Raw genomic sequence first — 15,309 nt, forward strand, 5'->3', positions numbered from 1 at the left:
GGCCATAAAAAGCCGGCGCACAGGCCGGCTTGTTTGAGACTCGGCCAGGCGCAGACGGCGCGCCTGACCGGAACAGGCGTATTACTTGAGCAGCTCGAACACCGCCACGTTGCCGCTCTTCTCCAGGCCAGTGACCAGGAAATGCCGACCCTCACGCTCAACATGGGCCAGCCCTTCCGGCGCCAGGTTGCCGGAGCCTGCGCCTTCACCGGCACCCACCACTTGCAGCACTTTGGGTTGCTCGGCCTGGTCCAGGTCGATCAGGGCCAGGGCATCGGCACGCTCCAGGGTCGCCACCGCCAGACGTTTGCCGAAGGCATCGAAACTCACCACACCTTCCGGCTCGCTGCCTTTGTTGGGGCTGCGCGCATCCGGGTAAACACCGGCCTGGGCGGCCATATCGTCGAGCTGGCTGCCGGTATCACCGAGCAGCTTGCCGCTCATGGCATCGAACACACTGACCGTGCGACCGCCACCGCTAGGCAAGCCAGCCTTGGTTTTGGCAATTTTCGGGTCGGTATCGCCTTCATCAGCGCTGACCAGGTAACGGCCATCGGCACTCACCGCCAGCGCATCGGGCTCGCGCAGAGCAAACAGCTCGGCCGCCGGGGCGTACTTGCCGTCATCGATGATGTCCGCCGCATGGCGCACGGTGCCCAGGCCAAAGACTTTGTCCAGCTTGCCTTGCAGCACATCCACCACAGCAATCGCGTTGTTCTCTTGCAGGCTGACGTAGGCACGTGCGCCGTCCGGGCTGAAGGTCACGTATTCCGGTTCGATATGCTCAGGGCTGGTGCCGAACGGCACTTTCAACTCTTCGCCGTCGATCACCCGCTCCACCAGACGCTTGTGCTCAGCCTGGGTCGCGCCTTCGACACCTTTCAGGTCCGGCAGGGTGATCAGGCTGTGCTTGGCCGCCGCCACGCCGCCACGCAGGTCGATCAGGCTGATTGAGCCTTCACCGCTGCGGAAACCCTCGCCGTCACGCACATAGCCTTCGCCTTCGTTGGCCACCACGATGAAGTCGCCCTTGGGCGAAAACGCCAGGCTGTCAGGCCAGATGCCAATTTCAACGGTATTGAGCAGCTTGCCATCGGCCACCGAACGCAACTCGACGCGACCGTTTTTCAGGCCATCGCTGTTGCGGATGCACACGGCAAACAGGTCTTCGCTGGGGTGGAAAATCGCCGAGGTGATTTCCCCCGCGCCGGCTGCCACCAGGTTATGCCGGGCAATGCGATTGAGCCCCTTGGCCGGGTCAAGCTGCAGCACATCGACCAAGCCTTCGGCGCTATTGGACACAATCACGCGCATGCTCGAGGCCTGCGCGCTGACAATTTCAGTGCCGGCCGCAAAGCCGCTCTCGTACAGCGCCAGGGGTTTAAGCTCAAGGGCAGAGGCCAACGGAGCCAGGGCAAAAAGCGCGCAAAGTGTAGGGATTCGCAGCACAGCAACTATCCTTATGCAGAGACATGGGGATTGAACAAATCCGCAGCAGTCTTCACCCGCACGATGACGTTTTAATGAAACATTAATGGCGTTTTATCTGCGCCTGCGCAGTGGTATTACTAGGTCATTAACACGTGTTGGCGATATTCCCGGTAGTCACTAAGGGGCTTTGATGAAGTGGAAAAACCTGTTCGTCGGGTTCTGTCTGTTGCTGGGGCTGCCCGCGCAAGCCAGCGAACAGCCAGAACTGAAGATCAGCGTCGGCGACTGGCCGCCTTATCTGTCCAGCGAATTGCGACACAACGGGGTGATCGCCCACCTGATCAGTGACCTGCTGGCCGATGAAGGCTATCGCGTCACCTTTCAATTTCTGCCCTGGCCACGCGCTTATTCATCAGCTGCGGCGGGCCGCTTTGACGCCAGCGCGGTGTGGATGCACAAGGCCGAGCGTGAGGCGGACTTTCTCTTCAGTGCGCCATTGCTCGACGAGCAATTCGTGTTCTTTCACCTGAAAAGCCTGCCCTTTGACTGGCAGCGCTTTGATGACCTCACCGGCATGACCCTCGGCGGCGGCCTGGAATACAGTTATGGCCCGCAGTTCGATGCTTTTCTCGCCGAGAACAAAGTGAAGATGGAGCGCGTCTCCAGCGATCAGCAGAACTTCGAAAAACTGCTCAAGGAGCGTGTGGTGCTCTACCCGCAGGAGATGAACGTCGGCTACGCCGCCCTGCGTAGCCACTTCAGCGCAGAAGATCAGGCCAAGATCACCCATCACCCTAAACCGCTGCTGGTCAACCTCAGCTACCTGATGCTGCCGAAAAGCCTGGAAGGCAGCCCGGCGCTGCTCGAACGCTTCAATAAGCGCCTGCAGCTTTACCGTGACAGCGGCCGTTACCAGCGTTATTTCGATGATCTACAGCAAGGCAAGTACCAGCTGGAGCCGTCAGCATCACCCACAAATGAGTAAAAACCGGTCTTATATGCACAACTGACTAGAGTGCTTTAGAGAATCATATGCACAGCCAGAATAAGAAAAAATGGACGAGCAGGCCCTGCAGTCGCCTGCGATCAGGGCAAGGAGTGTATCGATGACTTCTAGACAGCTGCTGCGTTGCCTGGTGATCAGCGGCCTGCTGATACCGGGTTTTGCCAGCGCAGCGGAGCCAGGCCTGAGCACAAATGAAGTGCGGATCGGCATGGTCAATGCGCAGAGCGGCCCGGCGGCAGCCCTGGGTTTGGGCATGCTCAATGGCGCTCAGGCCTACTTCAACCGCGTCAACGCCGAAGGCGGTGTGCATGGCCGGCGCATCACCCTGCTCAGCCGGGACGATGGCTACGAGCCCAGTCAGACTGCCGCACACACCCGCAGCCTGCTGAAAACCCAGCAGGTGTTTGCCCTGCTCGGCTATGTCGGCACGCCCACCTCACGCGCCGCCGTGCCGCTGGCGCTGCGGGCGCAAGTGCCTTACCTGTTCCCCTTTACCGGCGCCGAGTTTCTGCGCACACCGGCAAGACCTGGGGTGTTCAATATTCGCGCGTCCTATATCGAGGAAACCGAGCAACTGGTCGAGCGCATGACCCAGGACCTCAAGCTGAGCAAGATCGCCATCCTGATGCAGGACGACTCCTTCGGTGAGTCAGTGAAGGGTGGCCTCAACGGCGCGCTGATCAAGCGTGACCTAACGATTCATGCGCAGGCGCGCATCCAGCGCAATTCGCTGGACGTGACTGCTGCCATCCAGGCCTTGCAGCGCACCCAGCCGGAAGCGGTGTTCTTTGTCGGCACTTACAGGCAACTGGCGGCCTCGATCAAACAGGCGAAAGCGCTGGGCTTCAATACACGCTTTATCAGCGTGTCGTTTATCGGCACCGAGGGGTTTATCCGCGAGATCGGCAGTGACGGCGATGGGGTGTATATATCCCAGGTAGTGCCATCACCTGACGACCGCTCACTGGCGCTGGTGCGCGCCTATCAGGCCGATATGCAACCCGGCGATTTTGACCATGCCTCGCTGGAGGGCTATATCGGCGCGGCGGTGTTTACTCAGGCGTTGCGCAAAGCCGGTACTGAGCCTACACGCGAGACGTTTCTCGATGCGCTTGAACACCTCGAAACGGACCTGGGCGGCTTCAAGGTGGCGTTCTCGCGCAGTCAGCATCAGGGCTCAAGAGCGGTCTTCCTGACCCGTATCGAAAATGGCCAAGCCGTACCCGTTAAAACCATGCGCTAACGCCCAGCCAGCTGCACCTGCAACAGATCGGCCACCGGCAGCGCCACGCCGAGGCGGCTGAGGTTCCAGTAATGCCCTTCCAACGTGCGATTGACCAGCAAGGTGGCCGGTGCGGGTTGCAGGCTGCCCAACGCACCCAGCACATCGGGTAGCAGCCGTTGCACCTGTTCATGCAACGGCGTGGCGGCAAAGTCCCAGTGCACACCAGGTTGCAACAGCGGACCGAGCAAACCATGCAGCTGACGGTACAAGCCATAGGGTGTGGTGGATTGCGGCTGGCGTGTTCCCAGCGCCTGGAAGGCCTTTTCCAGCTGCTCACCGTCGCGAGCCTGCAGCGCCTTGTAGGTTTGCACATAGGCCGCCAGCAAGGGCGCGGACAGCGCCTGTACACAGCCGAAGTCATACACCACCAGCTCACCGGCGGCGGTGTAGGCGAAATTGCCCGGATGCGGATCGGCATGCAGCAGGCCCAGCTCAAAGGCTTGGGCACTCAACCAGCGCACCAGCGTCAGGGCCAGGCGCTCACGCACGTCGGCACTGGCCTGGCTGACCTCGGCAAACGGCAAGCCGGCCTCCTCACTGAGCGCCAGCACACCGGGCCGGCACAGGTCTTCCTGCGGCTGCGGCAGGCGCAAGCCAGGCCAATCGGCGAAATGCGCGCGAAAGTCCTGCAAGCGGCGCATCTCCGCTGGGTAGTCCAACTCAGCCTCAATCACGGCTGCCAGCTCTTGATACAGCCCTTCCAGCTGCGCGGCTGGCGCGCGGAACAGACGCCCCAGCGGCAATAAGCGGCGCAGCTGGCGCAGATCCGCCTGGCAGATCTCGGCGATGCCTGGGTATTGCACCTTGAGCACCAGCGCCCGACCATCCGCCGCTATAGCGCGATGCACCTGGCCAAGGGACGCAGCAGCGAAAGGCTGCTCATCAATCTGCTGGAAGAAGTGCCTGAGATCCGCGCCATACACCTGCTGCAGGTGCCCGCGAAGTGCGCTAAAGGGCAAGGCCGGTACGCGGTTCTGCAGCGAGGCCAGCGCCTTGGCCACCGGCTCAGGCAACACACCCTGCCACTGCGAAGCCATTTGCCCCAGCTTCAGCACCGGGCCTTTCATCTCACCCAGGACATCGGTGAGCAGATCGCCCACCGGCTGCCAATCAATCGCGCTGCGCCCTGGACGCAACCGTTGTCCCAATACGCTACCGCCGATACGCGTTGCAGTGCCGGCCAAGGTCAGAAAGCGCCCAAGCGCAGAGGCAGACGGTGGAGCGGCGGGAGGCTTGGCCATGCAGCAATACTCATCGAGGCGAAGCACGATCATGCACCTGCCCTTGACAGGCTCCAAGCATTAACCGACTCAGGGCTGCGAGCGTGCCAGAAAATCCCGCACCTGCTGCCGATACGTCACCGACTCGCGCTGACGCTCAATTTCATCCCAGATACGTGCGGCATACGCGGGGTTATCCGCCACATAGGCGTTGGACAGCATCAGGTAGTAGGCCTTCTCTTCCAGCGGCAGTTTGACCTTCTCCAGCAGCGCTGCCAGCTCAGGATTGCTCTGCAGCACAAAGTCGCCACGCAGGCTCTGTAGCGCCGCCGCTTCGATGCGTTTAAGGCTGAGCATCTGCAACAGCGCCAGGGGATCACGGCTGGTTTCATCCACCTCGGCGCCCTGAGCGCGAATAAAATCGGCAATCGAAAAGCCGCTCAAAGCCCCCACCCGCCCATGCAGTTGGCGAAACTCTTCACCGTTCCAGCTCACCGGACTGTCTTTGCGTCGGTACAGGGCATAGATCGAGGTGTGCAGTCGCTTGCGTTCATCCAGCCGGCCATCGGCATCCTGTGGGTAGCGACCGAGAAGCAAACGTTCCTCTTTAAAGCTGGAGGCAAAAGCGCCGTCATAAGTACCTTGAGCAAGCCCGGACAGGCAGCGTTTCCAGGGTACGGCAACAAAGCTGAACTGCACTGGCAAGGCATCGGCAACCAGGCGCAGCAGCTGCAGATTGAGCCCGCGGCCGTCGGCCATTACCCAGGGGTAAGAGTTCTGGTCTTCGTAACAGAGGGTCAAGGCCTCGGCCGAACGTGGGGCCGCGTGGGTATCAAAAACCAGGCAACAGCAGCACAGCAGGCAGATCAACAGCTTGGCCAAGTGCAATGCTCCGAGACAGTGGAAAGCGTCGTTTCCTGATAGTGGGTGCGGCTTCCTGCGCGCTGTTTTTCAGTATAGGTAGGCATAGCCCAAGCAACGCTGGCGCAGATCAATTGTCCTGCGCATTCACCGCAAAGCGCTTATCCAGGCCGCTGTAGCCCATGCCAACGCCCTTGTGCACTTTTAGCTGCACCGGGATGCGCTCCTTGAGTGCCTCGACGTGGCTGATCACGCCAATCATCTTGCCGCTGGCGTTGAGGTTATCCAGGGCATCCAGCGCCACCTCCAGGGTTTCCCCGTCCAGGGTGCCGAAGCCTTCATCGAGAAACAGTGAGTCGATGCTGGTTTTATGGCTGACCAGATCAGACAGTGCCAAGGCCAGGGCCAGGCTGACCAGAAAGCTCTCACCGCCAGACAGGGTCTTGGTGTCACGCGCCGCATCGGCCTGCCAGGTGTCGATCACCTCCAGCTCCAGTTCGCCACTGCTACGCCGCGCCAACTGGTAACGGCCATGCAGGCGTTCGAGCTGCTGATTGGCCAGGTAGACCAGATGATCCAGGGTCAGGCCCTGGGCGAACTTGCGGTACTTGGCGCCATCCGCCGAGCCGATCAGGCTGTTTAGTTGCTGCCACAAGTCGTATTCGCCCTGCTTGGCTTGGATCCCGGCAAACAGGCTTTGCTGGCCTTGCCGTCGCACATCATCACCCTGCAGCTGGGCGCGAATTTCGCCCTGGCGTTCGCTCAGGGCTTTTAGCTGGGCGTTCAGAGCAAGCAGCTGCTCATCCAACTGCACCAGGCTAAGTGCGGTGGCCGGGCTGGCTTGTAGGGCGGCCAATTGATGCGTGGCGGCACGGACCAAGGCCTGAGCATCATTCAAGGCTTTATCCAGACGCTGACGCAATTGCTGCAACGCGGCACGCTGCGCCTCATCCAGCAAGGCGGCCAGATAATCGGCTTCGGCATTAAAGGGGCTGGTAACCAGAGCGGCCGTCCACAGCTGCTCGGTCTGTTGCAGGCGCGCTTGTTCATCCTGCAAACGGCTGGCCAGGGCCTGACGGCTACCGGACAACTGCTGCTGGCGGCGCTGCGCCTCTTCCAGTTGAGTCTGCACCTGCTGCAAGGCTACCTGTGCTTCGGCTGGCCTGCCCAAGGGCGGTTGATCGGCCAGACCCAATGCATCCCAGCGTTGCTGCCAGAACTGGGCAAGCTGAGCTGCGTTTTGTAGCCCATGATCCAGCTCGCTTAACTCGCGCTGTAAATCCAGGCTCTGCTGCTGATTGTGCTGCCAGCGCTGCCACTCGGCCTGACGCTCAGCCAGCCAGGCGCTGGCGTCGTCCGGCAACTGATAGCCAAAGCTGGCCAGGGCTTGGCTTAGGCTAGCCGTGCGCTTATCGGCAGCGCCCTGCAGCTGCTGCAAGCGCAGTTGGCCTTGCTCCGCCTGCTCCTGACGTTGCTGTAGTTGCAGGCGATTAAGCGCCTGCTGCTGTTCCAGCTCGCTACACAACTGCTGCAGACCCAGCCGCGCCTGCTGGCGTTGTTCAAGGTGGCTGTTGAGCTGTTGCAGTTGCTCAAGACACTGCTGCAGTTGTTGCAGCTCAAGGCTTTGTTGCGCCTGCTGCTCAGCGAGGGCGATGGCATCGGCCAGCGGGGTTTCCAGCTGGGCATTAAGCGCCTGCCAGCGCTCACTCTGCTCGGTCTGGGTCTGCCGACCACGTTCAAATTGCTGCTGTTGCTGCTCCAGGCGGGCGGCGAGCTTTTCCAGCTCGCCAGCCAGTTGCCGACCTTGTTCAGTCAGGGCTTCCAGCTCAGTGCGCTTGCTATTGAGCAGCGCCCTGGTCGCCGAAACATCCAGTGCCTGGTAGGCGCTGATTGCCGGGTGCGACTCGGAGCCACACAGCGGGCAGGCCTCCCCGGCTTGCAGTTGTGCACGATGGGCTTCCAGGGCCTGAATGCGCTGCTCCTGCTCCAGCAGTTTTTCCTGGGCCTGCACCTGTTGCTGCAAGTCCTTGTAGCTCAGGCGCAGCTGCGCCACTTCGGCGCCTTTGGCCTGATGCTGCTCGCGCAATAGCGTCAGCGCACTGGCCAACTGCTCTTGCTCGACCGTCAGGCGCTGTTGGGCCGCTGCCAGTTCGCCCAACTGCGTCAGCACACTGCCCTGGATATGCAGCTGCTGCCAGCGTTCACGCAAGGCCACCTCACTGCGCCCGGCCAGTAGCGCCTGCTGTTGCTGCTGTGCGGCGTCTGCCTGCTCGCGGGCCTGCTGCAGGCGATTCTGTTCGGCAACAAATTGCTCAGTCTGCTGGCGCAGCTGCGTCTGCAACGCGGTGATAGTTTCTTGCAGCTGCTGTTGACTGAGTTGCAGCTGGGCGATTTCCTCAATCTGTTGCTCGCGTGCCTTAAGCTGCTCGCCCCAACTGCCCAGCTGCTCACCCAGACGGCCATGCTGCGGCTGCGCGGCCAGTTGTTGCTGCACCTGCTGCAGACGCTCGGCCAGTTGCTGGCGCTGCGCCTGGCAATCGGCAAGCAGCAAGGCGCTAAGTTCACGGGCCTGCCAGCTGTGCTCGGCAACAGTCTGCTCAATCTGGCGCTGCTCAGCGGCATTCTGCTGCAAGCCCTGCTCGGTCTGCGCCAGGCTTTGGCGGGCCTGCTGCCAGTCATGGTGCAACGGTTGCAAACGCAACGCAGGCTCGCTGGCGGCCAGTTGCGCCAGCTGCGGCTGGGCCTGCTGTAAATCTTCCAGCGCCGCCTGCTCGGCCTGCTGGCTGGCTTGCAACTGAGTTTGGGTCTTGCTCAGGTCCTCGCACCAGCGGCGCTGGCGCTGCAACTCGGTTTGCTCTGTGCCCTGGGCAGCTTCATCAATAGCCAGTTGCTTGGCCTGCGCTTGCAGCTCGCTACGCTGCTCTTCGCTTAGCAGCTCGACACCATCAGCGCGTGCACGCAGCTGGTCGAGGGCAACCTTGACCTCACGGCACTGCTCGAACACCCGCTGAGAAATCTGTCCATAAATATCGGTGCCGGTCAGCTCTTCCAGCAACTCGGCGCGCTGGTTGGCGTTGGCTTCGAGAAAGGCGGCGAAACCGCCCTGAGCCAGCAGCATGGATTTGGTAAAGCGCTCGAAATCGAGACCCGTGAGGCGCTCGGTCTCACGCAGCTTCTCGTTGATCTTGTCGGTGATGATCTGCCCATCGGCGGCCGCCAGCTCGACCTTGGGCGCTTGCAGCGCGCCATCTGCCTTGTCGCGTGCCCGACGCTGGCTCCAGAACGCGCGGTAGCCGACGCCCTTGACCTCGAATTCGACCTCGGCCAGGCAGTCGGCGGTGTGCCGGCTCATCAGTTCGTTGGCACTGGCCGACACCGTACTCATGCGCGGCGTACGGTGATACAGCGCCAGGCAGATGGCATCCAGCAGTGTGGTCTTGCCCGCGCCAGTCGGGCCGGTGATAGCGAACAGGCCGTTGTCTTTGAACGGCTCGGCGGTGAAGTCGATCTTCCACTCGCCTTTGAGCGAATTGAGGTTTTTCAGGCGCAGGCTAAGGATCTTCATACCTCGCCCTCGCGCAGCTCGCTTACCACTTGTTGATACAGCCCCAGCAGGCGCTGCTGCTCGGTTTCGTCCAGGCTTTCGCTGCTTAGACGTTGGGCGAATACATCATCAACGCTTAGCTCATCCAGGGTTTCCTTGGCCTGGCCCTGCAAGCTCGCGCTGGCATTACCGCGCTCGCGGCGGATACGCAGCACTTCCACCGGCAGCCCTTCGCACAGCGCGGCGATGCGCAGCTGCAAATCGCTTAGGTAATCGTCGGTGCCGACCAGCACTTCCAGCCAAACCGGCTGTTCGGCGCTGCCTTGCTCCGCCGCTTGCTTGATCTGCACGTCCAGCTCTTTTAGCGAGCCGCGCAAGGACAGCAGCGGCTGAAAACGCGGTACAGGCAGCGCGGTGATCTGGCGCAAGCCACTGCTATCCAGCTCCACCAGCAGCACCTCTTTCTGCTGTTTGGCTTCATCGAAACTCAGGGGGATGGGCGAACCGCAGTAGCGGATATGCTCCAGCCCGCCGACCTTCTGCGGCCGATGGATATGCCCCAGGGCGATATAAGCGGCGGGCGGAAAGGCGCTGGTGGGAAAGGCCTCCAGGCTGCCGACATAAATCTCGCGCACCGAATCACTGGCGCTGGCACCGACCGTAGTCAGATGCCCAGTGGCGATAATCGGCAGGTTGCCGCCCAGCTCGGCACGCTTGGCCTCGGCCAAGGCGTAGAGGTCCTGGTAGTGCTGCTGGATCGCCTGTTGCAGCGACTGCTGCTTGTCCTGGGCACTCTGCCCGGCCTGACTAAGCAACACATCGCGCGGGCGGATAAATGGGATACCACAGAGAATCGCACCGGGCGAGCCATCGCGCCGATGCAATACCAGCAGCTGTTCATCCAGCTGCTTGCAGACGCCGGGAATTACCCGCGTACCCAACTGCGCCAGCAGCGTCTTGCTCTCGCCGAGCATGGCCACTGAATCGTGATTGCCGCCTAGCACCACCAGCACACAGCCGGTGCCACGCAACTCGACGATAAAGCGGTTGTACTGTTCGCGGGCGTAGCTGGGCGGCGCGCCAGTGTCGAAGATATCGCCGGCGATCAGCACGGCATCGACCGCCAGCTCCCGTACCTGTTCGATCAGCCAGGCACAAAACGCCTGATGCTCGGCCTGGCGGGTCTTGCCCATAAAGTGCTGGCCGAGGTGCCAATCAGAGGTATGCAGAATGCGCATGCTTAGAACACCCAATCCTTAACCACCATATGGGTCTTCACTTTCTGCATACCGGGGAAGTTTTCGATCTCGCCGCGAATCTCGCTCAGGCGTTGCATCGACGCGGCCTCGATGGACACCAGCATATCGGTCTCACCGCTGATGCCACTGCAACGGCGCACTTCCGGGTATACGCGCATCAGCTCGACATAGTGCTCGCAGCGCCCTCCCTGATAGAACAGCTCCAGATAGGCCTTGATCCCAGCAACGCCCGGCACCGTGACCTGAGCGTGATAGCCGCTGATCACGCCAGTGTGTTCCAACTGACGAATGCGCTCGCTGACCGCCGAACGCGACAGGTTGACCTCGCGGGCGATCTGGCTGACGGGTAAGCGCGCATCGGCGCGTAACAGGGCGAGTATCTGCTGATCGAACTTGTCCACGCGAGGCTCTCGAAAAAGGCAATTTGACGGCCAAATGCGCCAGATCGTCGGTTAAAGCCGACGCTTCGCCAGCAGCCTGTAACAGGCGGGCGATTTAACATGGCGAACGAAACCGCAGAGCATACAACATGAGTCGTCTGAACCCGGAATTGGGCCTGCTGCAAGGGATTGGCCTGCTAAGTACTTCACTGCTGGGCACCGGGATTTTTGTGATCCCGGCGCTGGCCGCCACTACTGCCGGCGAGGCGTCGTTATGGGCCTGGATGCTGCTGATCGCTCTGGTGCTGCCAGTGGCGTTTACCTTCGCTCAGCTGGGTCGGCACTTTCCCCACGCTGGCGGCGCGCCGCATTTGATTGGCCGCGCCTTTGGACCGCGGATGGAGCGTATCAGCGCGCTGCTGTTTCTTGCGGTGTTGCCGGTGGGTTTGCCGGCGGCGCTGAATATTTCCACCGGTTTTTTCCAGGCCTTGTTTGCCATCGCCCGCGGTGAAGCGCTGCTGATTCAGCTCGCTACGCTGGGGGCGATGTTGCTTCTCGGCCAACGCCCGGCAAAGGCCTCGGGCATGGTGCAGGGGGCGATTGCCTTGGCGATTATTGCCACGGTGGGGTTGATCTGGTGGGCCGGTGATTTGCCCCACGCCAATCAATCTTTGCTGCCGGAACTGAGTGGTTCCTGGCATCTGTTGCCCGTCGCGCTGGGTGTGATGTTCTGGTGTTTTGTCGGCATCGAAGCCTTTACCCATATGGGCGAGGAGTTCAAGAACCCTGAACGCGACTTCCCACTGGCGCTGCTGTTGGGTGTGCTGCTGGCAGGCCTGGTGTACTGGGCCTTTTCGGTGGCGGTGTTGAGCTTTCAAGCCTACGGCGATGTGCAGACCGATGCTGCGTCCCTACCGCGTATGCTCGACCAACTGTTCGGCGCCAAGGCCCGTTGGCTTAGTGCGCTGATCGGCTACTTGGCCTGCTTTGCTTCGATGAATGTCTATGTGCAGGGCTTTGCGCGGTTGATCTGGAGCCTGGCCGATGAAGGCAAATTGCCGCGCCCGCTGGCCCAACGCAACCATCACGGTGTGCCGGCTCGCGCCTTGTTGCTGGTGGTGGTGATCTGCGCCCTGTGCGCCAGCTTGGCAGCGGTGATGCAACTGTCGGTGGACCAACTCATCCGCTATGCCAATGGCAACTTTGTGCTGATTTATCTGTTCAGCATGGCCGCTGGTTGGGTGCTGTTAAAAGGGCTGTGGCGTTGGGTAGCGGCTTTTAGCGCACTGCTCTGTGCCCTGGTGATGATCGCCCTGGGTAACGACGCCTGGTATGCCATGGGCCTGCTGCTGGCCTTGGCGGCGCTGGACTGTATTCGCAGCCGTCGTACGCCGACCTCACCCTCTTCGGCGCATTAACGTCAGGCAAAAAAACTGGCGCCCCAACCACGGGCGCCAGTTTTTTTCGGCTAGAGCCGGTTAAGGCTGATGTTATCCAGGTACAGCGATTGGTCTGGGCGGGTACCAAGCACCAGCAGTTCCATGCGCCGATAAGCGCCGGCCGGCACCTGGAAGCTCTGCTGCAACTTGCTCCAAACGCCGCCCTTGGTATTCACCACACCGAGTGACAGCGTACGAGCTTTGCCGGACGTGTCTTCAAGGTAGAGGTAGGCATAGGACAGCGCAGCGACGCTGGCGGTGCGGCTCACCATCACGTCAGCACTAAAGCGATACGACAAACCTGGCTGCACCTTGCCCGCTAACAACAGGCTAGCGCCAGTGCCATCGGCCTTACGCGCATAGACCTCCAGCGACTTGCCGGTCTTCGCCAGCGCGGTGAGCCGATTGCTGCCGTAGAAGCCAGTCCACTCACCGATCGCGCTGTCGAACGTCCAACTGAATGCCGCTGGCGTAACTGGCTTGACCGCAGAGGTGGGCGTCACTTCGCTGAGCTGGACTTCGTCCAGCAGCACACCCAAACGGTTGACGCTTAATAGGCCCAGGTAGGTGTTACGAATGACGGTGGGTGGCGGCTGGTAGGTAAAGGTCATGTCGATGGGCGTGAACTCGCTGCTGGTCACCGACTTGATCGCGCCGTTGGCGCTGCTGTAGCTGATACCGGCGTTTTCCTCATGGACCATGCCTAAGTACACGTTACCGCGCACGTTGGTGCCCTTGAGCATGACCTTGGCTTTCAACCGGTAGGTGGCGCCCACCTTGAGCGCGCCGACAGAGGTGGCGAGCATATCGTCGCGACCAGCCGGCAGGTCGAATTGCAACGCGTCGTCACGGCAGGTTTTACCGACGTTAAGTTGGCTCAGCTTGGCCACGTTAAGTAAGGTTTTCCAACCATCCAGGGTGCGGAACTCACCGTTGGTTACCAAGCTCGTGAGGGCGGGCTTGGCGCACCAAGCCGTTACCGGCGGTGCTACGGGCGAGATCGGTGTGGTGGGTGCAGTGGGCGTAGTAGGTTTGGTCGGCGTGCTGGTGGGGTTGACCGTTTCGGGCACTTTTGTCGGACGCAGTGCGGCGATGTGTGCGGCCATGTCATTTAGCGCGCGAGCGGCGTCAGCATAGCTGGCACGGCCACACGCCTGGTTGGCACAGGTACTGTCAGCCAGCGCTGGGGTGGAAAACAACGGCGCCTGCACCGACGCGTTAAACGCCTGCGGGTAGGCCATGATGGTCGCGAAACGACCCTGCACGCCATAGCCGCGACCCCACTCATAGGTGCCTTGGTGAATGCCCCGAGCCAGGTAGGTGTAGTAACCCTCGGTCTGGTCTTGCTCGTAGGAGTGACGCAGCCCAAGGTTGTGGCCAATCTCGTGAGCCATGGTGCTCAGGCTGCAATCCACTCCGGTGATGCCGTAGGCACTGGCCCAGGCGCCATTCTGGAACGTGCCGCTGTTCTTCGGGCCGGAGAGCACGTAACCAATGCCGCACACCCCATAGCCCTGGCCCACTTGGGTACGGCTGATCAGTTGCACCACGTCGGCGCCGTAGGTTTCACGCAGTTGTTGTACCCGCGGGTCGGCGGCGAACGCAGACAAATCTTTGCCAGATATGGTCGGGTAGCTGGCCCAGTTCAGCAGTTGCCGGTTGACCAAACGCAGACGCAGGTTGACGTTGCTTTTCTTGAACGCGTTATTGGCAAATTCGATGTAGCTGGCGATGCGTGCGTCAATGTCACGCCCATTAGGCAGGGCTTGCGCCTCTTTGGTGTAGAGCACCAGCAGATCGACGGTGCGCGGTTCGGTGGCAGCTTGAGTCAACGGGGCCAGCAAGAGCATGGCCAGGCAGACGAATAATTTTTTCATGGTTTCTAATCCTGTAGCACTCAGCCGCGGGTTGGCGGTGGGAGTGGCTGCAACGGCGTGGATTCAGGGGTCACGAGGGCGTCCGGGGTGGCACGCAGCAGCAGCTCGTTCTGGTCGGTAATCAGCGTGCTGCCGGTGGCGTTGTCCACCACAAACGACAGGGTCTTATCGCTGGTTGCCAGGGTGATGTGGGTCTCCAGTTGCCCGCGCACGACGGTCAGCGAGTCTTCCGGCTGCCCCCCTTGCACCGACCCGCTCCAAACGGCGACACCGGTGTTGTGGGTCTCGTCCAGCGTGGCGCGTAGCGGTTCTTTGCGCCCCGGCACGGCCAGCTGCAGGGTTTTGCCCACGGCCAGGGTGCCAAGGGCAGAAACCGGCATGTGGGTGCGGTAGAGGGTCATTTCGTCTTGCTGCTCAGGCACCAGCGAACGGCTGTCCCAGAGCTCAATCACGTTGTCAGCCGGTGCAGCCGCTTGTACCGATACGTCTTTAACTGGCGTGCTCGCGACCACACCCGCAGCAGCAACCGACGGCGCACTGAACGGCTTGGACGGCAGCAAACCGGTGGACGGCGCCGCAGCAGCCAGGGCAGAAGGCAACGGGGCAGAAGGCGTAACAGCGACGTCAGCCGTTGCAGGCTCGTGCAGTAAAAAGGCAAGCGTGGCACCTGAGGCAAGCAGGGCTACTGCCACATAAAGCAGGGGTCGGGGCATAGGCCACCTTCCTACGTTCAACCCGCAACAGCCGGGTTAGAGCGAAACCACGGAAGAGCATCCCTGACAGACCGCGGAACAGGTTAAACCGTCGTGGAGCAACGGTCGGTTGTTGTTCGTTTTATTGACGCCAAAATATCGATATCACAGTGCCATCACCGCCCACAAAGACGAATTCGCTATAGGGAAACCCTGGAAAACTCATTCCAGAAGCTTATAAAGCTGCCTGACGCTTCGTTTCCGCTCTAAATCGAGCGCTAGGCACACCCCCGCACGACGCACGTGTACAAGGGC

Annotated in this window: 11 protein-coding genes; 3 read left to right on the top strand and 8 right to left on the bottom strand. The window is 61.2% G+C overall.

The window, feature by feature from the left end:
- Positions 1–81 precede the first annotated feature (81 nt).
- Complete coding sequence (locus HBN63_RS02760) at positions 82–1,449, bottom strand: hypothetical protein (protein ID WP_170048301.1); 1,368 nt, start codon at positions 1,447–1,449, stop codon at positions 82–84.
- Between the two features lie 172 nt (positions 1,450–1,621).
- Here HBN63_RS02760 and HBN63_RS02765 point away from each other — a divergent pair, with 172 nt between their 5' ends.
- Together HBN63_RS02765 and HBN63_RS02770 are read left to right on the top strand one after the other, a co-directional pair.
- A complete protein-coding gene (locus HBN63_RS02765) occupies positions 1,622–2,416 on the top strand; it encodes a transporter substrate-binding domain-containing protein (RefSeq protein WP_170048302.1) in 795 nt (264 codons plus the stop codon).
- 121 nt (positions 2,417–2,537) lie between these two features.
- Entirely contained in the window at positions 2,538–3,680 is a 1,143-nt protein-coding gene (locus HBN63_RS02770) for an ABC transporter substrate-binding protein (RefSeq protein ID WP_170048303.1), read from the top strand.
- Here HBN63_RS02770 and HBN63_RS02775 read toward each other — a convergent pair.
- The 5 genes from HBN63_RS02775 to HBN63_RS02795 all read right to left on the bottom strand — a co-directional run bounded on the left by HBN63_RS02775 (position 3,677) and on the right by HBN63_RS02795 (position 11,007).
- Complete coding sequence (locus HBN63_RS02775; protein ID WP_262498868.1) at positions 3,677–4,996, bottom strand: AarF/ABC1/UbiB kinase family protein; 1,320 nt, start codon at positions 4,994–4,996, stop codon at positions 3,677–3,679. The two genes, HBN63_RS02770 and HBN63_RS02775, sit on opposite strands and share 4 nt — an antisense overlap.
- Before the next feature lie 36 nt (positions 4,997–5,032).
- The gene (locus tag HBN63_RS02780; protein ID WP_170048304.1) at positions 5,033–5,824 is read right to left on the bottom strand and encodes a transporter substrate-binding domain-containing protein; all 792 of its coding nucleotides are present in this window, start codon (positions 5,822–5,824) and stop codon (positions 5,033–5,035) included.
- A 109-nt stretch (positions 5,825–5,933) separates the two neighbouring features.
- On the bottom strand, positions 5,934–9,368 hold the full coding sequence (locus HBN63_RS02785) for an SbcC/MukB-like Walker B domain-containing protein (protein ID WP_170048305.1): 3,435 nt from the start codon (positions 9,366–9,368) through the stop codon (positions 5,934–5,936).
- On the bottom strand, positions 9,365–10,585 hold the full coding sequence (gene sbcD / locus HBN63_RS02790; protein WP_170048306.1) for an exonuclease subunit SbcD: 1,221 nt from the start codon (positions 10,583–10,585) through the stop codon (positions 9,365–9,367). Before sbcD ends, HBN63_RS02785 begins: the two co-directional genes overlap by 4 nt.
- Before the next feature lie 2 nt (positions 10,586–10,587).
- Positions 10,588–11,007 (bottom strand): Lrp/AsnC family transcriptional regulator, encoded by a 420-nt coding sequence (locus HBN63_RS02795; RefSeq protein ID WP_170048307.1) that lies wholly within the window; start codon positions 11,005–11,007, stop codon positions 10,588–10,590.
- 128 nt (positions 11,008–11,135) lie between these two features.
- Here HBN63_RS02795 and yjeH point away from each other — a divergent pair, with 128 nt between their 5' ends.
- On the top strand, positions 11,136–12,404 hold the full coding sequence (gene yjeH, locus HBN63_RS02800) for an L-methionine/branched-chain amino acid transporter (RefSeq protein WP_170048308.1): 1,269 nt from the start codon (positions 11,136–11,138) through the stop codon (positions 12,402–12,404).
- A 50-nt stretch (positions 12,405–12,454) separates the two neighbouring features.
- Here yjeH and HBN63_RS02805 read toward each other — a convergent pair whose 3' ends face one another.
- A complete protein-coding gene (locus tag HBN63_RS02805; RefSeq protein WP_170048309.1) occupies positions 12,455–14,302 on the bottom strand; it encodes a zinc-dependent metalloprotease family protein in 1,848 nt (615 codons plus the stop codon).
- A gap of 20 nt (positions 14,303–14,322) precedes the next feature.
- A complete protein-coding gene (locus tag HBN63_RS02810) occupies positions 14,323–15,015 on the bottom strand; it encodes a hypothetical protein (protein WP_170048310.1) in 693 nt (230 codons plus the stop codon).
- Positions 15,016–15,309: the final 294 nt, after the last annotated feature.

The sequence above is a fragment of the Pseudomonas sp. WS 5011 genome (assembly GCF_012985775.1).
Classification (GTDB): domain Bacteria; phylum Pseudomonadota; class Gammaproteobacteria; order Pseudomonadales; family Pseudomonadaceae; genus Aquipseudomonas; species Aquipseudomonas peli.